General features: G+C 38.8%; 27 protein-coding genes and 1 pseudogene. 24 read left to right on the top strand and 4 right to left on the bottom strand.

Going from position 1 to position 21250, the window contains the following annotated elements; genetic code table 11:
* The first annotated feature begins 123 nt into the window (after positions 1–123).
* A complete protein-coding gene (gene fdhD / locus PROCOU_RS08550) occupies positions 124–915 on the top strand; it encodes a formate dehydrogenase accessory sulfurtransferase FdhD (RefSeq protein WP_036071430.1) in 792 nt (263 codons plus the stop codon).
* 91 nt (positions 916–1006) lie between these two features.
* Here fdhD and PROCOU_RS19475 read toward each other — a convergent pair whose 3' ends face one another.
* The 4 genes from PROCOU_RS19475 to PROCOU_RS08565 form a co-directional block, all read right to left on the bottom strand.
* A complete protein-coding gene (locus PROCOU_RS19475; RefSeq protein WP_482796763.1) occupies positions 1007–1117 on the bottom strand; it encodes a sunset domain-containing protein in 111 nt (36 codons plus the stop codon).
* Complete coding sequence (locus PROCOU_RS08555) at positions 1066–1374, bottom strand: hypothetical protein (protein WP_036071432.1); 309 nt, start codon at positions 1372–1374, stop codon at positions 1066–1068. Before PROCOU_RS08555 ends, PROCOU_RS19475 begins: the two co-directional genes overlap by 52 nt.
* Before the next feature lie 109 nt (positions 1375–1483).
* Positions 1484–1816 carry a hypothetical protein gene (locus tag PROCOU_RS08560; RefSeq protein WP_036071434.1) on the bottom strand — a complete coding sequence of 111 codons (333 nt, stop codon included), beginning with the start codon at positions 1814–1816 and terminating at the stop codon, positions 1484–1486.
* A gap of 207 nt (positions 1817–2023) precedes the next feature.
* Positions 2024–3532, bottom strand: a complete 1509-nt coding sequence (locus tag PROCOU_RS08565; protein ID WP_036071436.1) for an LPXTG cell wall anchor domain-containing protein — start codon at positions 3530–3532, stop codon at positions 2024–2026.
* A gap of 395 nt (positions 3533–3927) precedes the next feature.
* Here PROCOU_RS08565 and PROCOU_RS08570 point away from each other — a divergent pair, with 395 nt between their 5' ends.
* From PROCOU_RS08570 to PROCOU_RS08670, 23 genes and pseudogenes are all read left to right on the top strand, one after another.
* Positions 3928–4164 carry a hypothetical protein gene (locus tag PROCOU_RS08570; protein WP_036071438.1) on the top strand — a complete coding sequence of 79 codons (237 nt, stop codon included), beginning with the start codon at positions 3928–3930 and terminating at the stop codon, positions 4162–4164.
* A 146-nt stretch (positions 4165–4310) separates the two neighbouring features.
* Entirely contained in the window at positions 4311–4688 is a 378-nt protein-coding gene (locus PROCOU_RS08575) for a LytTR family transcriptional regulator DNA-binding domain-containing protein (RefSeq protein ID WP_244266271.1), read from the top strand.
* Positions 4689–5554: 866 nt separating this feature from the next.
* Entirely contained in the window at positions 5555–5977 is a 423-nt protein-coding gene (locus PROCOU_RS08585) for a GHKL domain-containing protein (protein WP_036071445.1), read from the top strand.
* A 588-nt stretch (positions 5978–6565) separates the two neighbouring features.
* Positions 6566–6940, top strand: a complete 375-nt coding sequence (locus PROCOU_RS08590; RefSeq protein WP_036071448.1) for a hypothetical protein — start codon at positions 6566–6568, stop codon at positions 6938–6940.
* A gap of 294 nt (positions 6941–7234) precedes the next feature.
* On the top strand, positions 7235–7729 hold the full coding sequence (locus PROCOU_RS08595) for a hypothetical protein (RefSeq protein ID WP_149023641.1): 495 nt from the start codon (positions 7235–7237) through the stop codon (positions 7727–7729).
* On the top strand, positions 7698–8702 hold the full coding sequence (locus PROCOU_RS08600) for a toxin Cry1Ac domain D-VI-related protein (protein ID WP_149023642.1): 1005 nt from the start codon (positions 7698–7700) through the stop codon (positions 8700–8702). Before PROCOU_RS08595 ends, PROCOU_RS08600 begins: the two co-directional genes overlap by 32 nt.
* Positions 8683–9126 (top strand): toxin Cry1Ac domain D-VI-related protein, encoded by a 444-nt coding sequence (locus PROCOU_RS08605; protein ID WP_036071456.1) that lies wholly within the window; start codon positions 8683–8685, stop codon positions 9124–9126. Before PROCOU_RS08600 ends, PROCOU_RS08605 begins: the two co-directional genes overlap by 20 nt.
* On the top strand, positions 9053–10120 hold the full coding sequence (locus PROCOU_RS08610) for a toxin Cry1Ac domain D-VI-related protein (RefSeq protein WP_149023643.1): 1068 nt from the start codon (positions 9053–9055) through the stop codon (positions 10118–10120). Before PROCOU_RS08605 ends, PROCOU_RS08610 begins: the two co-directional genes overlap by 74 nt.
* Before the next feature lie 80 nt (positions 10121–10200).
* A complete protein-coding gene (locus PROCOU_RS08615; protein ID WP_036071461.1) occupies positions 10201–10677 on the top strand; it encodes a DUF4352 domain-containing protein in 477 nt (158 codons plus the stop codon).
* A complete protein-coding gene (locus PROCOU_RS08620) occupies positions 10678–11394 on the top strand; it encodes a YveK family protein (RefSeq protein ID WP_051994294.1) in 717 nt (238 codons plus the stop codon). It abuts the gene before it with no gap.
* Entirely contained in the window at positions 11363–12031 is a 669-nt protein-coding gene (locus PROCOU_RS08625; protein ID WP_051994295.1) for a CpsD/CapB family tyrosine-protein kinase, read from the top strand. The genes PROCOU_RS08620 and PROCOU_RS08625 overlap by 32 nt, the downstream gene beginning before the upstream one ends.
* Before the next feature lie 136 nt (positions 12032–12167).
* Positions 12168–12497 (top strand): polysaccharide biosynthesis protein, encoded by a 330-nt coding sequence (locus tag PROCOU_RS18850; RefSeq protein WP_159101202.1) that lies wholly within the window; start codon positions 12168–12170, stop codon positions 12495–12497.
* A 13-nt stretch (positions 12498–12510) separates the two neighbouring features.
* The gene (locus PROCOU_RS18855) at positions 12511–13146 is read left to right on the top strand and encodes a polysaccharide biosynthesis protein (protein ID WP_051994297.1); all 636 of its coding nucleotides are present in this window, start codon (positions 12511–12513) and stop codon (positions 13144–13146) included.
* A 2-nt stretch (positions 13147–13148) separates the two neighbouring features.
* Complete coding sequence (locus tag PROCOU_RS08635; protein WP_036071467.1) at positions 13149–14486, top strand: nucleotide sugar dehydrogenase; 1338 nt, start codon at positions 13149–13151, stop codon at positions 14484–14486.
* A gap of 49 nt (positions 14487–14535) precedes the next feature.
* Positions 14536–15237 (top strand): annotated as a pseudogene (locus tag PROCOU_RS18860) (lipopolysaccharide biosynthesis protein); the annotation flags it as partial.
* Between the two features lie 16 nt (positions 15238–15253).
* Complete coding sequence (locus PROCOU_RS18865) at positions 15254–15775, top strand: MATE family efflux transporter (RefSeq protein WP_149023645.1); 522 nt, start codon at positions 15254–15256, stop codon at positions 15773–15775.
* Positions 15756–17081, top strand: coding sequence for a hypothetical protein (locus tag PROCOU_RS08650; protein ID WP_036071473.1), 1326 nt, complete (start codon positions 15756–15758; stop codon positions 17079–17081). The genes PROCOU_RS18865 and PROCOU_RS08650 overlap by 20 nt, the downstream gene beginning before the upstream one ends.
* The gene (locus tag PROCOU_RS17505; RefSeq protein ID WP_051994298.1) at positions 17038–17361 is read left to right on the top strand and encodes a hypothetical protein; all 324 of its coding nucleotides are present in this window, start codon (positions 17038–17040) and stop codon (positions 17359–17361) included. Before PROCOU_RS08650 ends, PROCOU_RS17505 begins: the two co-directional genes overlap by 44 nt.
* A gap of 1 nt (position 17362) precedes the next feature.
* Complete coding sequence (locus PROCOU_RS08655; protein WP_244266272.1) at positions 17363–18169, top strand: glycosyltransferase; 807 nt, start codon at positions 17363–17365, stop codon at positions 18167–18169.
* Between the two features lies 1 nt (position 18170).
* Positions 18171–18704, top strand: a complete 534-nt coding sequence (locus tag PROCOU_RS16570) for a glycosyltransferase (protein ID WP_159101203.1) — start codon at positions 18171–18173, stop codon at positions 18702–18704.
* A gap of 2 nt (positions 18705–18706) precedes the next feature.
* The gene (locus PROCOU_RS16575) at positions 18707–19366 is read left to right on the top strand and encodes a glycosyltransferase (RefSeq protein ID WP_051994301.1); all 660 of its coding nucleotides are present in this window, start codon (positions 18707–18709) and stop codon (positions 19364–19366) included.
* A complete protein-coding gene (locus PROCOU_RS08665; protein WP_036071475.1) occupies positions 19347–19943 on the top strand; it encodes a sugar transferase in 597 nt (198 codons plus the stop codon). Before PROCOU_RS16575 ends, PROCOU_RS08665 begins: the two co-directional genes overlap by 20 nt.
* A 47-nt stretch (positions 19944–19990) precedes the next feature.
* Positions 19991–21085: a DegT/DnrJ/EryC1/StrS family aminotransferase gene (locus tag PROCOU_RS08670; protein ID WP_279586585.1), complete on the top strand. Its 1095-nt coding sequence runs from the start codon at positions 19991–19993 to the stop codon at positions 21083–21085.
* Positions 21086–21250 lie beyond the last annotated feature (165 nt).

Below are 21250 nucleotides of genomic sequence, written 5' to 3' on the forward strand. Positions count from 1 at the left end.
ATGCATGCGATATATGCTTCTCGCTCGTTTTTTTTCAAGCAGAATGGACGTCTTCCCTGAAAAGATAGGATAGATGTCCATTTTGTTTATATGTAAAATTTAATTTTGTTAGGTGGGAAAATGATGGAAACGACTGCTGGGATTGGGATTCGTCGATTTAAGGATGGGCATATGTTCGAGGATGTCGCGACGGTTGCTGTGGAATACCCGCTGACGATTTATGTGAACGAGGCAGAATTAGTGACGATTGTTTGCACCCCAGAATACGCAGAGGATCTTGTTGTTGGTTTTCTGACCTCAGAGGGTATTGTGCGAGGTGTGGCAGATATTGACCGAGTGGAGATTATTGAGACGACAGGCCATGCGAAGGTGACAGCAAATTTTGTGAATAAATTTAACGCCAAGTACCGCGCGAAGCGTTACATTACATCTTGCTGTGGTAAATCACGGGAAAATTTCTATTTTCAATCGGATGCTTCTCTTGTAGAGACACGAAATGAAACGGATTTAGTCTTGCGCCCAGTGGAAATTTTTGATTTGATGTCACGATTTGAAGCAGACTCAGACACCTTTCGAAAAACGGGAGGCGTGCATAATGCGGCGCTTTGTAGTCGAGATGAGCTAATTTGTGCCAGAATGGATATTGGTCGGCACAATGCGTTAGATAAAATTTATGGTCATTGCTTGAAAGCTGACATTGGGATGACAGATAAGGCTATTATTTTTAGTGGCAGGATTTCATCAGAGATTTTAGTGAAAACAGCAAAAATAGGCTGTGGCATTATTTTATCACGCTCAGCACCTACAGAACTTGCGATAGAAATGGCGCGTGAGCTTAATATCACAGCTGTTGGGTTTATCCGAGGGGATGAGTTCAGTGTTTACAGCGGACAAGAGAGAATTTTGGGAAGTTAGCAGGGTAGCTAAATTAAAATAAGCAGGATTCACGTCCCACTCTAAAAAGAGTCGTGATACCTGCTTATTTACATTACTGCTAAACCGTGTGTTAGCGCTCCGATGCTCGATATCCAGCAGCCTCTGCTTCTGCTGGTGTTTTGAACCAAGCTACAACCTTCTTGGTGCGATTGTAATACGCTCCACCGGGAAGGTGATAGATACCGTTGACGCTTCCTTTAATAGTGCCTTGGCCACTAGAATCGACATATTGATTTCCTCCGCTGTTACTACTGTCACCATTATTTGCTGGAGGAGAGGCTTGCTTCGACTCAGCTTCTTTTTTTTTCGCGCTCTTGTTGCTGTTGCATTTTTTTCCTTTTCTTTTTGTGCCTCTTCAGTTTCTTTTTCTTTCTCTGCAATTAAGGCTGCTCGCTTTTCTTCGGCTAATTTTGCCTGTTGCTTTTGCTGAATTTTCAAATCTTTAGCTTTTTGTTCGGCAACGGCTTTTTTCTTTTTGTTAACTGTTCCTGCTCTTTTTTCTGCTCCTCCGCTTGAGCTTTTTGTTGTTGTTCAGCTTGCTTTTCAGCTAACTCTGCCTGCTCTTTTTTGAGTTTTTCTTGCTCCTTTTTGACTTTCGCCTGTTCTTTTTTTTAATTTTTTTCTGGGCTGCTTGTTGTTTTTCTACCTCTTTCTTTTTTTGTATTTCTTCGCTTTTTACCTCAGACTGTTGCTTTGCGATAGTTTGCACTGTGGGTAGCATACTTCCTCCAGCTATAAACAGTATAAATGTACCCGCTAAAATAAGTAGATTAAGCTTTGGGCGAAAGATTTTTTTTCCGCGGATAAAAAATCCTAAAATAAGCATAATAAGTGCATAGAAAAAACCGAAAAATCCAATTAAAAGCAGAAATGTCCCCATAAATAACGTACTCCCTTTTATAATATTTTTGGTTCTTAGAGTATAGATAGTTGTCAGAAAAATATTTTGTCGTGAATATAGGATTTTCGTTCGTGAACGCAGAAATAATGTGTTTTTTTAAGTTATGATTGTATCTTTTTTGTGGTTTTAGCTAATAGTTGCATAAAAAAAGAGACACAAAATTTAATTTGCGTCTCTCTCCGAAGTTTAACGTTTTCTTAAATATAATAGTGCTGTTGCAGAAATTAGTAGACCGAAAGCAACAAATCCGTTTGTATTAGAGTCTCCTGTTTTTGGTAACTCATCTACTCTGGCAGGAACAATTTCAGTTCCAGCGGCCACTTGTGTCTGCTCTGTTTGTTCATTTGCTGGTGTTTTAGAGATAGTAGCCGATTTCACTTCTTGAACTTGTTTTGTTCCGTAAGTGTAATGCGTCACGTCACTGACACCACCATTATCATCAACTGCAATTAGATAAGCAGTTTCACCTGGTTGTAGCGGACGATCAAGAACTGCATGATAGCTACCAGAATAGTCTACGCGTGTTTCAGCAAGAACCTCTTCACTTTCCTCCGTAATTACGAAAAGTGTTGTATCAGGCTCTGTCCCACCATAAATATCTGTATCTGTACTCATATCGAAGTTAACAGAAGGGGCAGAATAAAGCATGATGCCCATAACCGAAATAACTTCATATTGGAAATTAAGTGTAGAAACGTTACCGCTAGAATCTTCAGCTACGATAACTGTGCTATTGGCACCAACATTCGCTGTGTCTAAGTATTTAGCTCCATTTTGGAAATATACTTTGACATAGCCAGAGTTGTCCGTTGCATTTACAAGTTCTTCCGCTGACCATTCCTCACCTGGCCACACATAGAAAACATCATCGTCTTGGCTGATAAAAGGTTTCGTTGTGTCGACAACTGTGTAAGCAACAGTTATTGTCTGTGTCGTTGAACCATTTGATGCTAAAATTTGTACGGATTGAGCACCAAGTTTATCTGTTACGGGCTGTGTTTTGAATGAAAGTCTCACACTGTCAGCAGATGTAACAAAAGCACTCGGTGTTGCTGATGAATCATTTAGTTCGAGAGTAACATTGTTTTTTGCTGTAGCAAGAACTGTTGTTTCTGGTTTTGGATCGATCTTTTCTGGATCCGGTTTTTCAGGCCCTGGAGTTACTGGTTTTTCTGGATTAGGCTTCACGGGTTTCTCTGGATCCGGTTTTGCCGGGGTTTCTGGGTCAGGTTTCACTGGCTCTACAGGATCAGGAGTGACTGGCGTTTCAGGTTCTGGATTAGGTGTTACTGGTGCTTCAGGTTCTGGTTGAACAGGATCTGGATCAGGTGTCACACTCGGATCTGCAATAACAGTATAACTAACCGTGATGTCCTTTGTCGTCCCATCTCTGTAAGTAACAGTAATTGTTGTTTCAAAAGTACCGATTTCGTCATTCTTCGCGGCTACGCCATCTTTGTAAGTTAGAACAGGACCACGCGCTTGGTTGTAGATTTGTACAAAGTCAGCTGGAATTATATGGTACCCTTGTGTTACTTGAACATTTTGTTTTGCCGCCACATCATTAAATTCCCAACCAGCTTTTTGTTGTGAACCTTGATCGGATACCGCTTCATCAGCGAATACAGGACTTATAGTTGAAAATGTTAGTCCAAATACTAGCGCAGCGCTAACCGTTTTTTGTTTTAAGTACATGAGTGTCTCCCCTTTTTAATATGCTTAGTTTCTATTATACAAGCTATCAATTTCTTTTACTAGCAAAAAATTGTACATTTTGGCGCCAAATTTATCGTGTTCACAGTTTGTTCACGTTTCATTTGTAATGGTTATTTAATTTTGCATGAAACTCACACTAGATGACTAAGATTAATAAATAAACGTGCTTTATGAATTTTATTTGGAGGAGAATGAAATGTGGTGTAGATAATCAAAAAATTGAGGCGCCCCAAAGGTTTCTAGCAAATGCTGAAACAACGGCTAATAAGTAATGAAGCGTATTAGGGATGGCGCATTTTGATGTCGGTTCCTTCTTATTGACTCTCGCTAAAAAATAAGATAGCGTATTACTTAATAAGGAGGGATTTGAAATTATGTTAACTAATAATCGAATTTTTATTATTGAAGATAATTTCATGCATAGGGAAGAAGTTTTAGATGCTGTGACGCAATTTTCAACCCGTTTGGATACTTCTTTTGACATTGAAATTATTGAAGATTTTACGAAATTTGCAAATAACTTATCGCCTAAATTAGTGAAAGATACAGATATTTATTTACTTGACATTGATTTAAAAAGCTTTTTTCTGGGATTGATATTTCCGAAATGATACGCAAGCAAAATTCTAATTGCTTCCTTATTTTTATAACAAGTTTGAAGGATAAAGGGTTAGAAGCTATAAATCGCGGAATTCTGCCCTTCGCATATATATTGAAAGATGGTCACTCTTTTTCTGAGCAGGTGAATACGGTGTTAATGAATATTAATGAATTTAGCCAGTCACAGCCAGAGCAGTACCTCACTGTAAAAGATGGTGCTAATATTGCGAGATACGAATTCTCAAAGATTTTATACTTTGAAACATTACCTCAAAATCGATACAATACATTATTAGTTATGACAGATGGCCAATATTTATTGAGAGGCAATATAGCTAAATTTAAGCAAATGCTCAAAGAAAGAGAGGGTTTTTACTCAGAATTAAGGTCCTATATTATCCATACTCAAATGATTAGAAATATCCACTACGATACTTTTACTATTCAATTTGTAGATAAATCGGAGCTTTTTTTGACCTATAAAACCATTCAAAAAGTCAAAAAATATTTGTCGAGAAATGGGAGGCAGGAGTAATGGCATTGTTATTGATTCTGATGTATGCATTTAACAAGGTGGTCTGGTTAAGTGTCATTTCTCAGAATACGTATATAACTAGGAAACAATATCGTATCGTGTTGCTCTTTTTTATTTTTTAGCGACGGTGATTTCATTAGCCAATATTACGTCCTATTTCACGGTGTTTTTATGCCATTTGAGTATCAATGTGCTATTAGCTATTTTCATTTTTTATAATAGTCGTAACTATTATATTGCTATTTTGCTGTCATTTACTCAGTATATTCTTATCATGTCTATCCGAATTCCCATCTCCTATTTATTTTATTTCACTTTAGATAGCCCACTTTTTCTTCTGTTGGTGCTGCTACTAGAAAATGTGATTTATTATTGGTTCTGTGTCTATTTGAAAAAAAGAAAGTACCAGACCATTCTTCAGAATATACTTAGCTATCCTATAAAAAATAAGAGAAGTGCTGCGGTATTTTTATCTCTATTTACAATTGCTTTTATTGGAATCCAATTTTTTTACCTCGATATTTTCACGCTTGCTTATATTGTGTCCTACGTATTTTTTCTTCTTAGTACAAGTATTTGGCTATTAATCACATACATCTATACGCAGAAAAATATGCAGAAGAAAATTCTAGAATTAAAAGAGAGCAGAAATAGAGCAGCAGAGGATAGTTTAGACAACGCACTTAATCTGCAACATGATTTAAAAAACATGCTTTTTCCATTGGAAAGTTATCTTAAAAAAAAATAAAAATCAAGAAGCAATATCTTATTTAAAGAGCATATCAGAATATACAGCCGATGAGTTAAGCGGTAGTTTTATTAAATATATTGAAAACATCGAGATAACATCAATTAGAGAATTGTTTATGGTTAAATTACTTGCTATTCAATCAGAGCAAATTCCTTTTCACTTATTTGTATCGGAACATATTTCTGAGGTTAGGATGAATCATTTGGACTTCCTCAGGTGTGTAGGAATACTTATAGATAATGCGATAGAATACTCTAAGGGGATTGATACAGCTGAAATTAATATCTTTTTTATCAAAAAAATGGATATGCTAGAATTTCGTGTTGAGAATTTACTAGAAAAAGGTATTCAGCTAGATATTAAGACAATGTTAACGCGAGGTTATACAACCAAAACAAATCACAAGGGTAGAGGCTTATCTATCATACAAAATATTCAAAAAAGATATCCCTTCGTATCCTTTACAGTACTAATAGATCAGAGTTATTTTAAAGCGAATTTGCACATTAGGCAAGAGGATAACGTGCGTATCAAGTGAACCTAAGTCAAGATTTGTTTCTAGAAGTGGAATCAATTTTGCATATGGCTTTTTCACATGTGAATAAAGATTTTTAGTAAGGCGTTTTCCTGAGGGGAAGTGCCTTTTTTTTTGGCTTTTTGCTAATTTATCTGGGTTATGTCCTAAACTCCCAATGAATCTATGATAAAGAAGTGTCGAAATAAAAAAGGAATCATCAAATTGATTATTTTGTTATGATGCAGTTCACAATTACGTTTGCTAAACTAAAAAAGTCATATTAAATGGATTTATTATAGTTTTTCTAATGGATTATGATGTAAGGTTCAATAAAATCTTAACCATATTGATGTTAGAAAATTCAGTATTATATTTTATGCTTATGTAATGGATGGAAGGTGTTTTGCTGAATTTTTTACAGAACACAGCGCTATACTGTCCTAATTGAGAAAATATTTAAAAACATACATATGGACTTGTAGCGATTTGTGCGTAGTTAAACTACTAAATGACATAAAAGGTATAAAATGCAGCACTAAAGGCAAATAATGTTCTGGTTTTCACCTAAAATAGGGTATGTGAAGCGCATTAGAGCAGTTGTCGCTAAGAATGATAGGGCTGGGTCGGAGGGCACACAGCGTAGATTTTTTAGAATTTCATGAATTAGCAGTGCAAGACGATTTGTTTCAAACCTATCTGATACGTCACCTTGATGCGGATATAAGCTCTATACGGAAGAAAGAGCGTTACTTCACACGAGAACAAAAAGTCGTATATATGAAATCTGGTATCTTTGTTTGCGAAGAGAGCTCTCAAATTGGGAAACCAAGAGAATATATTTACGATATGAACAAAACCATTTTTTCATGTGAAGGAGGTGAGGTTGCTGAGTTTGACCGCAAAGACATTATCTGTCTGTTAGACCAGGCAAACCTACTGTCCAATTTTTATTTACTAATTGAAACAAATGAGTGCGCATCTTAACTTTGCCACATTGTGTTCCTCCCATCAAAGAATCCAGCGCTTTTTAAACGAGTTAAATCAATATAGTGACCCCGTTACATGTGGATGATGTCGGCGTGTATCGATTAAGCGACTGGAGTTGCTGTTCTATGAATACTGTACGAGCCAGACGAAATCAATGATAGCTTCGGGGATTAGTTAAAGAAGAGAGGAAGAAAAAAAGGGAAAAAAATTTATTAAAGGATGGAAAATAAACAATGAGAAAAAAAAGTATTAGCAACAATCACAGCGGCATCTATTGCCACATCAACAGTTATGTCACCAGTCAGTGTATTCGCACAGTCAGTGAAGCAAGCAGAAGGCACGGTGGATGTAGCGGAAGCCGAGGCGTATGATTACAGTAATGTATTAAAAAACACGGAATTTAAGATTAACCCGGATAAGACAATCGATCATTGGGACATGGATTGGCTGCATAGAAATTATGGGACACTAACCTTAAATGATCCCAATGAGCTGTTTTTTACTAGTACAAGCAGTGACGGCACAACTGTGTTTAAAAATACGTTTCGTACCATAGAGTCAAGTACTGGTGAACGGGGGTTTACGTATACTGGAGAAATAAATAGAACAGGCACAGCTTATGCGACTAATGTATCTATGAAGCAAAAATTAGATAATCTCGACCCGATGCATGAGTATGAGTTGCGTTTGAAGGCGAAGGCGACTAAAGTTAGCGGAGAAACGCTAAAGAATAAAAAAAGGTGCGCGTCTTATTGTGAATTCTACTACTACTACTTATATACCTGATCCAGAGTTCCAAGAATACAAGATTCCCATGACTAAGTTATCCAATGAGATATCAATTAAGGCGGAATCAGCACTTATTAGTGACAATGTGAGGATGGAAGTAAGAGATGTGCGTCTCGTCGATGTAACAGAAGAAAATCGGGTTATAGATGAAGGTACCACAGATGTAAACGCGTTATTTAAAGATGATAATCCAGCGAACACGATAAAAGAAACGGTGACCCAAGCAGACATCGATGCAGCGCAAGCGAAAGTAGATGCGATCAAAGGAAATCCAGACAAAACAGCGGAGCTCCAAGCACACGTGGATAAAGCCCAAGCAGAATTGGATGCTAAAACCCAAGTGGAAAAAGAAACCGTGGCTGAAAAAGCAGTGAATGAGTTATTTGAAGGCAATAATCCAGCGAACAAGATGAAAGAAACGGTGACCCAAGCGGATATCGATGCAGCACAAGCGAAAGTAGATGCTGTCACAGACCCAGCGAAGAAAGCGGAACTCCAAGCCCATATCGATAAAGCGCAAGCAGAATTCGATGCGAAAAAGGAAGCCGAAGCAGCGGATAAGGAACAACAAGCTATGGCTGGTTTCTTAGTGAATCAGTTGTATCAAGATAATAATCCAGCAACCGATGCGATTAAAGCGACAACCAATCAAGCAACCATTGGTGAAGCGCAAGCGCAGATTGATAAGCTGTTACCAAGCGCCGTGAAGACAGATTTACAAAACAAACTGAACCGCGCGCAAGAGTTGTTAAATGCGAAAAATACAGCGGAAGCAGACGCGCAAAAAGTAGTAAATGAGTTATTTGAAGGTAATAATCCAGCGAACAAGATGAAAGAAACGGTGACCCAAGCGGACATCGATGCAGCACAAGCGAAAGTAGACGATGTTACAGACCCAGCGAAGAAAGCAGAACTGCAAGCGCATGTGGATAAAGCGCAAGCGGAATTCGATGCGAAAAAAAGAAGCTGAGGTAGCGGCGGAAAAAACAGTGAATGAGTTATTTGAAGGAAGTAATCCAGCGAACAAGGTGAAAGAAACGGTGACCCAAGCGGACATCGATGCAGCACAAGCGAAAGTGGATGCTGTGACAGACCTCGCGAAGAAAGAGGAGCTCCAAGCACATGTGGATAAAGCGCAAGCAGAATTCGACGCTAAAAAAGAAGCCGAAGTAGTAGCGGAAAAAGCAGTGAATGAGCTGTTTGAAGGAAGTAATCCAGCGAACAAGGTGAAAGAAACGGTGACCCAAGCGGACATCGATGCAGCACAAGCGAAAGTGGATGCTGTGACAGACCTCGCGAAGAAAGAGGAGCTCCAAGCACATGTGGATAAAGCACAAGCGGAATTTGATGCGGAAAAAAGAAGCCGAAGTCGCAGCGGAAAAAACAGTGAATGAGCTGTTTGAAGGAAATAATCCAGCGAACAAGGTGAAAGAAACCGTGAAGCAAACGGATATCGATGCAGCGCAAGCGAAAGTGGACGCTGTGACAAACCCGGCGAAAAAAGCAGAGCTACAGGCGCATGTGGATAAAGCGCAAGCAGAATTCGATGCGACACATGCCGTTATTGTAGCACCAAAGGTGCAGACTGTATCGAATAAAGATACTGTCGTGACAGGGACAGGAACACCAGGCTATACAGCGGTTGTGACGATTGGTGGCACGACATATACAGGAATGATCGGAGCTAACGGCTCATTTTCTGTTACAATTCCAGCCCAAAAAGCGGATACTATCTTCACAGTAGTCCAAAATAACGGACTAAAAACAGGCCCAGCTACGACAGTAAAAGTAGTCAACTACATTCCAGATGTAGCCCCAATCGTTGATAACGTAGCCGTATTCCAACAAGCAATCACCGGGAAAGTACCGGCAGGTACTTTATCGGTACGCTTAATCGTCAATGGTATCCCACAAAGACTAGTAGCGCCAGACGCGCAAGGGAACTTCTCGTTCTATAGCCGTTTCATTTCCGATGGCACGGTTTCTAACTTACGTCTGAAAGAAGGCGATGTGGTCACTGTCGATTATGGGAATCGAACACCTGCACATTTGGCGACAACCACCACAGTGAGTACTGCAACGAAGCCAATTTTGGATACAGTGTATGAAGCAACGGATTACGTAAGTGGTTTAGTGCCAACCGGCACACAAGTGCTCCGTCTATCGATTAACGGTGTGCCACAACGGACCGTGACGCCACAAGAAAATATCGACGCTGTGACAGCGGGCGGTATTGCTTCCAATGGTCGCTTCAAAATTTACAGTCGTTTCTTCAAAGATGAAACAGGGGTGTCACGTAAATTGAAAGCGGGAGATACTGTTACGGTGGATCTAGGTGTTCAAATTCCTGGAGACACAGGAACAACAGTCACGGTGGTCGCTAAATAAGGCGACGCTTGCACTCTTAACTGGCCTCGGCCAGTTAAGAGTTACTTTTCAGAAATACTAAACATGGAGGTACAAAACGAATGAGAAAAACAATGTTTCTTGCAATACTTGTTGCAATATCTTTGACAATAGGTGCTTGTGGAAAGCCAATAGATGATGCTAAAACAGATACACCAAAATCTGAAACAGTAGTTGATGATTCCGGTGTGACGAAAAAAGTGGACGGTATGGCTATTGAAATTGTAGAAGTCATGACATTGGATAAGGCAAAGAAAACAGATGACACCATCATCAAAGTCCATCTCAAAGGCAAAAACAACAGTCCAGATCCACAAGCTTTGGATTCCATGTTGCTAACAGTTGAAAATAGTGAGGGTAAGCCATTGGAAATTTATCCATCAACAAGTATAGGTACAACGTTAGCACCAGGTACAGAAGCTGAAGGAGATGCTTTTTTTATCCTAAAAGGAGATGCACCATTAACGATTACTTATGAAAACCCCGAAACAAAATCAAAAGCAGTATGGTCGATAAAGACAATCAAGGATGCGAGTTAAATGGAAAAAACACTTGATATCAAACATATCAGCCACTTCTTAAAAAAATATTGGTATATTGTTGTCGCTACCTGCATCACAGGTATGATAGCAATGACCGTATATACCTCCTACTTTATTACACCGACTTACCAAGTGTCTGCGGACGTTCTTGTCAATCAACAACAAGAAGAGCATGTGACAGCTTCCGATGTGCAATCGAATCAGCAGTTCGTCAACACGTATTCTGTTATTTTAACGAGTAATCGTATTTTAGATCAAGTGAAAGATAACTTAGATTTATCACAATCAGTAAAGCAATTAAAGCAACAAATTGTCGTGGAAAATATTAATAACTCGCAGGTTATTACTGTTAAAGTAACGGATGATGATCCTGAAGATGCTGCACGTATCGCGAATGAAGTGACAGCTGTATTCAAAGATGATATTAAGAATATCGTAGATCAACAAAATGTAACCATTCTTTCTGATGCGAACGCTGAGGACAACCAGGTTCCGATAGCCCCCAATAAGAAGTCAGCGCTTGCTCTGGGTGCATTTGTAGGATTAGTTTTAGGTGTCTTAGTATCTTTTCTACTTCAACTTTTCAATACAACAATCAAATCTGAAAAAGATATCGAAGCGATAACAGATATTCCAATTATGGGATCCATACAAAATGAACGGAAGAAGAAGGTGAAGCATCGTGCAAAAAGAACGCTCAAAGCTACTGATTAAACATCAAAAAGGTTCTAAAATCGCGGAGCAATTCCGAATGATTCGAACAAATATTGAATTTATCAGTAAAAAAAGAACGCTCAAAACAATCATGGTTACATCGACGAGACCGCAAGAAGGCAAGTCTACGATTATTGCTAATTTAGCGGATGTCATGGGTCGACAAGAATTGAAAGTATTAATTATTGATGCAGATTTGCGGTTACCTTCCCAACACTATATTTTAGGTGTAGATAATTCCGTGGGGTTAACCGATATTTTAGAAGAAAGGGTTGTTCCAGAGGCAGTTATTCAAAACACGACGGTATTTAATGTAGATATCATTCCCGCAGGTCAAAGTCCACATAACCCTTCCGAACTACTTTCTAAGCGAGATTTAGCAGTGTTACTTGAGAGCGTCAAAAAAGAGTATGATTATATTCTAGTAGATGTGCCACCTGTGATCGTGGCAGATACAACAATCATTGCTCAAGAAATGGACGGTATTATTATGATTGCTGAGGAAAATAAGACACCAAAACAAAAATTTCACAAAGCATTGACCGCGTTAAAAAGTACGCATATACCAATTTTAGGTATCATTCTAAATAAAACGAAGCAAGATAAAAGTAGCAAATATTATTATTATAATAAGTAAATTGGCAAAGGAGACCTTGAGATGAAGAAGCAAATGAACGCACCAAATAGCGATGTTTTTGCTGAATTTTTATTACAACGCAAAATCAGAACGACCCTTTGCGAAGATGCGCAACCTAAAATTTATAAGAAAAAAAGTGCTTATCACAGGAGCTGGAGGTTCTATTGGCTCAGAAATATGTCGTCAGGTTTATGCATTAAATCCAGCAGAAATAATTTTAGTCGGTCACGGCGAAAATAGCATTTATTTGATTCAAAATGAGTTGCGGAACATGGCTAATAAAACTATCCAAATTACAGCAGAAATCCAAGAGATTCAAGATAAAAATGGAGTACGCCGATTGCTGGAGAAAATCAAACCCGATTTTGTATTCCATGCGGCAGCACACAAACACGTACCACTCATGCAAAACAATCCACATTCGGCAGTAGCGAACAACATTATCGGCACAAAAAAATGTTGCTAAAGCTGCTGGTGAAGTGGGTGTAGAAACATTCGTCCTTGTTTCAACCGATAAAGCGGTGGAACCACAAAATGTCATGGGGGCAAGCAAACGAATTGCAGAAATGATTGTCGCTCATTTAAACAATAAATATACAACAAACTATACAACGGTACGATTCGGTAATGTACTAGCAAGTCGAGGTAGCGTTATCCCGCTGTTCTTGGAACAAATTGAAAAAGGAGGTCCACTCACGTTAACGGATGCTGAGATGACGCGTTATTTCATGACAATTGAAGAAGCGGCAAGTCTTGTCGTAAAGGCTGGAACGATGACAAGCGGTGGCGATATTTTTATTCTCAATATGGGAGATGCAGTGAAAATTAAAGACATTGCGCAACGATTGATTAGGATGTCAGAAAAGCCCAATATAAGGATTCAATACACAGGTATTCGTGAAGGAGAAAAGATTCATGAAGAGTTGCTGGAGGTAGATGAGCTTCTTCACATGGAAGAAACAGAAGAGATGTTTGTCGGTAAAGCGATTATGACACCAGAGTATCTAATAGATCGTCTACTCATGAATTATGAAAAGTTTTCCAACGAAGCGCTAACGGTAGAGCTTTTAAAAATAGCCAATCGCAATGAAGTCAACATTCCAATGGAGGTATAGTTATGTATTATAAAACAATACAAGAAAAAATAAATACGAAAAACTACACGGTAGGTATTATTGGACTTGGTTACGTCGGATTACCTTTGGCGATTGAATTTGCTGAATCTGGGTATAACGTTATCGGTTTTGACCTTCACGCAGGCAAGGTTAAGCAACTTGCGCAAGGGGAATCCTATATTATCGATATTACGAATCAAAAACTAGCAACTGTCATGCAAAAAGAGCATTTCACACCAACGACTGATTTTTCCAAGCTAAGTGAAGTGGACGCGGTATGTATTTGTGTGCCGACACCACTTACGAAATCGCAAGAACCCGATATGTCTTATATCATTGCGGCAGTCACGGAGATTAAACGATATATGAAACCAGGCATGCTTATCACATTGGAAAGTACAACCTATCCGGGAACGACAGAAGAGCTTATTCAAACGGAGATAGAAGCATTGGGTTACCAGGTTGGAGAAGACTTTTTTCTCTGCTTCTCACCAGAACGTGTCGATCCAGGTAATAGAACATTTCAAACAAAAAATACACCGAAAGTACTGGGTGGTACGACACCAAATTGCTGTCAGTTAGGCGAGTCGTTGTATTCCAAAGTGATTGATCAAGTCTACGTTGTGAGTTCTACCAAAGTCGCTGAAATGAGCAAGCTACTCGAAAATACATTTCGCAGTATTAACATTGCATTTATTAATGAAATGGCAATGTTATGTGAAGCGTTGGACATGGATATTTGGGAAGTTGTGGATGCCGCTGCAACGAAACCATTTGGCTTTATGAAGTTTACACCTGGTCCTGGGATTGGAGGACATTGTATCCCACTAGATCCGATGTATCTGTCATGGAAAGCAAAAGGAGCTAATTTCTTCAGCCGGTTTATTGAATTGGCACAAGAGACAAATAAAAAAATGCCAGAGCAAGTTATTCACAAAGTAAGTCAAGCATTAAATACGGCGTACAAATCGATTCGTGGTTCGAAAGTGTTAGTACTAGGTATGGCTTACAAACCGGATATTGATGATGTACGAGAATCACCAGCGTTGGAAGTATACGATTTGTTGCAGAAGAATGGTGCGGATGTCTCGTATTATGATCCACACGTGCGTTTTTTCTACAATGAAGATGGGGCACCAGTGTATAGCGAGAAAGAAGCACGTTATAACGAGTATGATGCGGTTGTCATTTTGACGAATCACCGTATTTTCAATAAAACAGAGATTGTTACAAATGCGAACCTTATTATTGATACGCGAAACATGTTTAAAGGGGAAGATAGCGAGAAGGTTTATCGTATCGGTGCTGGCTTACCAGAACGCGTTACGATGATGCAATAGGAAATGAAGAAAGTTTTTCAATCTCTCTTTTTAAAAAAATTTAACGAAAGTATTTACCGGGAATGCCGTTGCTCAGCTTATTTTAGTAGGATTATCACCCATTCTGACACGCATTTTTACGCCAGAAGATTTTGGTATATTTGGAACGTACGCGAGTTTACTGGGCATTTTCTTAGTCATTTCTGCTTTTGCATATGAAAAGGCCATTCCAGTGGAGGACGATCGAGCCAATACACGCCATATCGTGTTGCTATGTATGGGTATTTCGCTTGTGTGGTTTTTAAGTGGTTTGGTGCTATACGTGTCAACAGGATGGTCTGTATTTCAGTGGATGGGTGTATCTGTTTCCTATGTAGTACCAATTTTATTTGGAGTTGGTGTGTTTGCAGCTAGTATACAACAAATCTTGAGTTATTGGTCAATTCGGAATAATCAGTATGGTGCTATTTCTTTTGCAAAAATAGCACAGAGTAGCGTGAATGGCGTAGCGCAAATTGGGTTAGCGAGTACGCTAACGAAGACTGGGGTTGGACTTGTTACCGGTGATGTATTAGGACGTATAGCAGGTGCTACCAACTTATTTGTTCGATTTATGAAACAAGAAGGGTTTTCATGGCAACGTGGCAAGTTGCGATTATTGATGAAGAAGTATCGACGGTTTCCGCTGTTAGGAATGCCTTCTCTTGTATTAAATAATTTGGCGTTGCAGTTACCGACATTATTATTTGTTGTTTTTTTTCGGAGTTACTGAGAGTGGTCAATTCTCCTTGACGCAACGAATGGTTGGTATCCCAATTGCGATGATTACAACAGCAGTAGGGCAAGTATTTTATGGCAAGGCGAGCGAATTACAACGAGAAAATCCGCAGGCTCTGAAAAAAGTGTACTGGAAATTGACGAGTCGATTGTTTCTTATTTTTCTACTACCAATGGGGCTATTTGCCATTCTGTCCCCGATGCTATTTACTTGGGTGTTTGGGTCTAATTGGGTGATGGCAGGTGTGTATGCACAAATGCTTACACCGATGTTTTTTATTCAACTGGTTGTGCTTCCTGTGTCACAGATTCTATATATTACTGGAAATCAGAGCTTGCAATTATTATGGGATAGTTCGCGTTTTGTATTGCTACTTGTAGGTTTTTTCTTCATCTATCACTTTCAAGTAGGTATGACAGCGGCGATTCTATTTTTTAGCATGACGATGACAGTAAGTTATGTTTTACTGTTTTTACTCGGTAACTGGGGGATTAGACGAAAGGATACGATATATGCAAATCAAATGGAATAAAATTTTATTGATTACAGGTATAGCTTTTTATGTATATGGATTGAAATTAGCGTATACCGATTTTATCTCCCCAGCTTTTTCCTATTTTGGATTTATAAACCTTCATCCAAGTGCAATGGAACAATTTGTGTCGATTGTATTCGTTTTTATCCCACTGTTATGGTCCAATATGCATGCTTATCGGCCATCACGAATTGTCTATTGGATTTTATATATGATGGTTTATGTTCCAGCGATGATTGTTCCGGACTATGTTCGAATCGATAATTTTGATGAGATTGTCATTCTAAAAGTGGTTTTGTTATTTTGTATGGCATTAATTTATATGACAGGAAGCTTCAGATTAATACCTGTTTACTACGTGAAGATGAAGACGAATGTGATGCTATTTTTAACGGCCTTATTTTCGCTCTCGTTATGGGGAATTATCATTCAGACATTTGGGATCCATTTTAACTTTTCACAAGTGGATGATGTGTATGATTTACGTGAAACATATCGTAGTCAGGTGAACAGAGTGTCAGGATATGCGATGAATTGGCAATCGAAAATTATCAATGCGCTACTCTTAGCGCTCGGTTTGGTGAATAAGAACAAGTTACTTATTTGTATCGGTGTATTGGGACAACTCTTTATCTTTTCTATCACTGGGCAAAAAAGTGTCGCTCTATCTAGTGTTTTTATTCTTATGATTATCTTTTGTTTGCGAAAAAATGGTCGTAATTTTGTCTTGTATTTTGTGTACGGGATTACAGCATTAGTCTTTCTGACAATGGCGTTGGATCTTATGATGAACAGTTCGGAGTTCACTTCGCTATTTATTCGGCGGATGTTAATTACACCAGGCCTCTTACTTAGCTATTACTTTGACTTCTTTTCGGTCAATCCACAGGTACATCTTTCGCACAGTATTTTAGAACCGTTTCTAACGTATCCGTATGATAAGTTGCCACCGTTTTTGATTGGCGAGCATTATTTTGGGCGTGTGGATTTGGCTGCTAATGCCAATATTTGGGCAGATGGTTTTGCCAATTTTGGATATGCGGGAATTATTGGTTTCACCGTATTACTTGTTGGAATCTTGCATCTATACGATAGTATTTCAGCGAATCGGAATTTTATCGTGAGTGTCGCATTAATTGCGATGCCAGCCTGGAGTTTGGTTGATACGTCATTAATTACGAGCTTGTTGACCCATGGGATATTCATTGCTTTCATTATTAATTACTTTTTAAAAACAGAAAGGAAGGTCGATTCGCTCTATGAAACAGATCATCGTTTTAAGCTCCGTTCATCCTTGGAATGATTCGCGCATTTATCATAAAGAAGTGCAGACGTTACTTGATACGGGCTATCAGGTGGATTACTATGCGATTGAGGGCGTGCATGATGTAACACTGCAGCATCCTCATTTAACGGTAACGTTACTTCCGAGAAGGAATTTGGCAGCACGATTTTTAACATGGTGCTACTTCTTGCGGGAAATAAAGAGGAAACAGCCAGACGCCGTACATCTACATGACCCAGAGTTATTATGCTTAGTACCACGTATAAAAAAAAATGACACGAGCCAAGATTGTGTTTGATATGCATGAGGATTTTCCTTCTGCGCTTAAAAGTAAACGAATAAAAGGAATTTCAATGCCGGATTGGTGCATTAAAAATATAGCCAGATATGAAAAAAAGAGGCTGACTCAGGTCGATGCCATTTTGTTTGCGGAAGAATATTACAAAGAGCATTATTTGGATATTGCAACAAAAAAGGAAGATGTACTGAATTATCCATTTTTGAAAGAAGAGTTAGATGTTAGTAGCAAATTTGAGCTGACGACATTGGTTTACGCCGGGGCAATACATGAGATTCGCGGTTTTAAGGAGATGTTGGAAGTTGCGAGGATATTGAAACAGCGCGGACATATTTTCCAACTTTTGATTATCGGTCAAGTTCCGGAGCATTTATGGGAATGGAGTGCTGATTTTTTAGAAAAAAATAATATGGTTCATTATGTGAAACTAACAGGGCGAATGGATTTAGAAACACTGAATCAATACTATGAAAAGTCGGATATTGGGCTGGCGCTATTACATCCAGAACCAAATTACTTGAAATCATTGCCAACGAAGCTTTTTGAGTATATGTCATTTGGCTTGCCCTATGTGGCATCTGACTTTCCTCTTTGGCGGAAACTAATGGAGGATAGTGGAAGTGGAGTTCCTGTTGACGTGAGAGACGTCTCCAAGGTTGCGGATGCGATTGAGATTCTTTTGAATGAGCAAGAAACGTACGTGAAGTGTATGGAAAATGGCAGGGAGGCGCATGTTTCTCAATTCAATTGGCAGTATGAGGCGAAAAAATTATTGCAAGCTTATGAACTACTTTTTGAAAGGATATGACATGAAATTACTTTATATTCATCAACATTATGAAGAAAATAAAGGTGCGACAAGATCATATGAGCTATCCAAGCGTTTTTTAGAGCACGGGGCTGAGGTAGTAATGATTAGTGGTCAAGGTGATTCGCATATTACCAAAGAAGGGCTTGTTGTCAAGTCAACGCATACACCATACCATCAAAAAATGTCGACAATCAGACGAATATGGGCGTTTATACACTTTTTCTTATGGAGTATTCTCCTTGGTATGCGAGAAAAGAAGATTGACAAAATATATGTGACATCAACACCGCTAACAGTTGGATTAGTTGGTCTCATTTTAAGCAAATGGAAGCGAAGACCATTTATTTTTGAAGTTCGAGATGTGTGGCCGGACGTTCCAATTCACCTTGGATTCATTCAAAATAGATGGCTGATTCAACTAGTGAAATGGTTAGAAATGCTTATTTATAAAGGCGCGACGCATATTGTTGTTTTATCAGAAGGCATGCGTCAAAACCTGCTTCAAAAAAAAAAATCCCAGCAAGTAAAGTGACGGTGGCGGAGAACTTTGCGAATCCGCTACTGGTACAAGAAAGTAACGAAGCATGTGTAGAAGATGAGTCGTTAATGCATTGGATGAGGGATAAGTTTGTTGTTGTGCATCCCGGTACGATGGGACTTGTGAATGGAGTAGACTATCTTGTCGCCTGTGCGGAGAAGTTAAAAGATAATGATTTGATTCATTTTCTGCTCATTGGTGAAGGTTCTGAGAAAGAAAACATGCAAGCGCAGATTAAGGAGAAACAGCTCATCAATATTCGAATTTTAGACGCAAAATCAAAAACAGAAACGCTTCAAATCGCTTCTCAATGTCAAATGGGAACGATGCTTGTTAAGAATGAACGAATTTTATGGGATAATAGCGCGAATAAATTTTTTGATTTTCTAGCATGTGGTTTGCCTATTGTGCTGAATTATCAAGGTTGGCAAAAGCAAGTACTGGAAGAGAGCGGTGCTGGAAAAGGCTTTGCACATGAAGATGTGGACGCCTATTGTACGTATATAGAACATTTAGCCACGGATCAGCACAGTTGGGAGCGGGCAAGCCAAGCATCGAAGCAATTAGCGAAAAAATATGATGTAGGGCGTATTGCCAACCGTATTTGGCGAGTGATTACAAATAGGAGGAATAGTTATGTTGAAACGTTGGATTGATTTTTGTTTTGCAGCCTTGTTACTCATTTGTGTGAGTCCGATTATGTTAGCATGTGGATGTATTTTTTACGCCTTATATCGTGAAAACCCACTTTATATAAGTAGACGTGCTGGGAAAGATGGGCTTCCTTTTATGATTTATAAATTGAAATCAATGCGTACGCAATATGATACAAATGGACAGTTGCTTTCAGATGCCGATCGTTTAACGAAGTATGGCCGCTTGATTCGTAAATTAAGTATTGATGAATTGCCACAACTTCTTAACATTTTAAAAGGTGACATGAGTTTCATCGGACCACGTCCATTACTTCTGGAATACAATGATCTATATACGAAAAAACAAAGAATCCGTTTAACGGTGCTACCAGGTATTACAGGATTGGCACAAGTGAAGGGAAGAAATAGTCTTAGTTGGGAAAAGAAATTCGCCTATGATTGTCATTATGTCCAGCATCAATCGCTCTTACTCGATTTGAAAATAGCCTTGTTAACGGTTTACAAAATAGTACAACGAGACGGTATTTCACAAGACAATCAAGCAACGATGTCTAAATTCACAGGGTTGACGCCTTAAAACGAAAGGAAATTGAAATGAACCAAATTCCATTAGCAGTGCCTCACATGAGTGGAAAGGAACAAAAATATATCCAGCAAGCTTTCGAGACGAATTGGATTGCGCCACTTGGACCAAATGTAGACCAGTTTGAAGCTAATTTAGCAACGTATACTGGTGCGAAAGATGTTGCGGTGACAAATTCAGGAACGAGTGCGATTCACTTGGCACTCACACTTTTAAATGTACAAAAAGGTGACACCGTTTTTTGTTCCACATTTACGTTCATCGCGAGTATTAATCCTGCTTTATACCTCGGTGCAACCCCGGTTTTTATTGACTCTGAAATAGACACGTGGGGAATGAGCCCGATAGCTTTAGCCAATGCATTAGAGGATGCTGCATCGAAAAATAAACTTCCAAAAGCAATCATCGTTGTACATCTCTATGGTCAAAGTTGCAAAATGGATGAGATTATGGCATTGGCTAATCGTTATGACATCCCAGTAATTGAAGATGCCGCGGAATCATTAGGTTCCACATATAAAGGACGCCAACTAGGAACAATCGGTACATTTGGCATTTATTCTTTCAATGGCAATAAAATTATCACAACATCTGGCGGTGGTGCTCTTGTTTCAAATGATACGAAACAAATTGAAAAAGCACGTCATCTTGCTTCACAGGCAAAAGAAGATGCACCGTACTATTCCCATCGTGAAGTAGGATTCAATTACCGTCTCAGCAATGTATTAGCTGGAATTGGTATAGCACAACTAGACGTTTTAGAAGAAAGAATTACGAAGAAACGAGCCATATTTCAGGCGTATGAAGCCGCATTTGCCGATAATTCCGCACTCACTTTTCTACCAGAGTGGCAGGAAACATTCAATAATCGCTGGCTAACAACCGTCCTACTAGAAGGTGTCTCACCAGAAACTGTGATAGAACTATTAGCGAAAAAAGGTATTGAAAGTAGACGTCTATGGAAACCAATGCACACACAACCATTATTCCAAGATGTTGCTTATTACAGTGAACATACAGACGTAAGTCATGCTGATTTGCTTTTTCAGAAAGGACTGTGCTTACCTTCAGGAACGCAGCTTACAGATAATCAAATGGACTATATTTGTCAGACACTACGGGAAGTCTGCAAATAATCTTTTCTTTGAAAGGTCACACTAGTATGAAGACGAGCTTTTTAAATTTGTCATAGCGAGCCATCAAATTGCTTATTTTATGACGATGTAGTTCACAATTATATTTGTTACACTAAAAAAAAGTCATATAAATATATTTTGTATAGATACTTTGTTTTGCTTTAT

This window comes from Listeria rocourtiae FSL F6-920 (assembly GCF_000525975.1).
Taxonomy (GTDB): domain Bacteria; phylum Bacillota; class Bacilli; order Lactobacillales; family Listeriaceae; genus Listeria_A; species Listeria_A rocourtiae.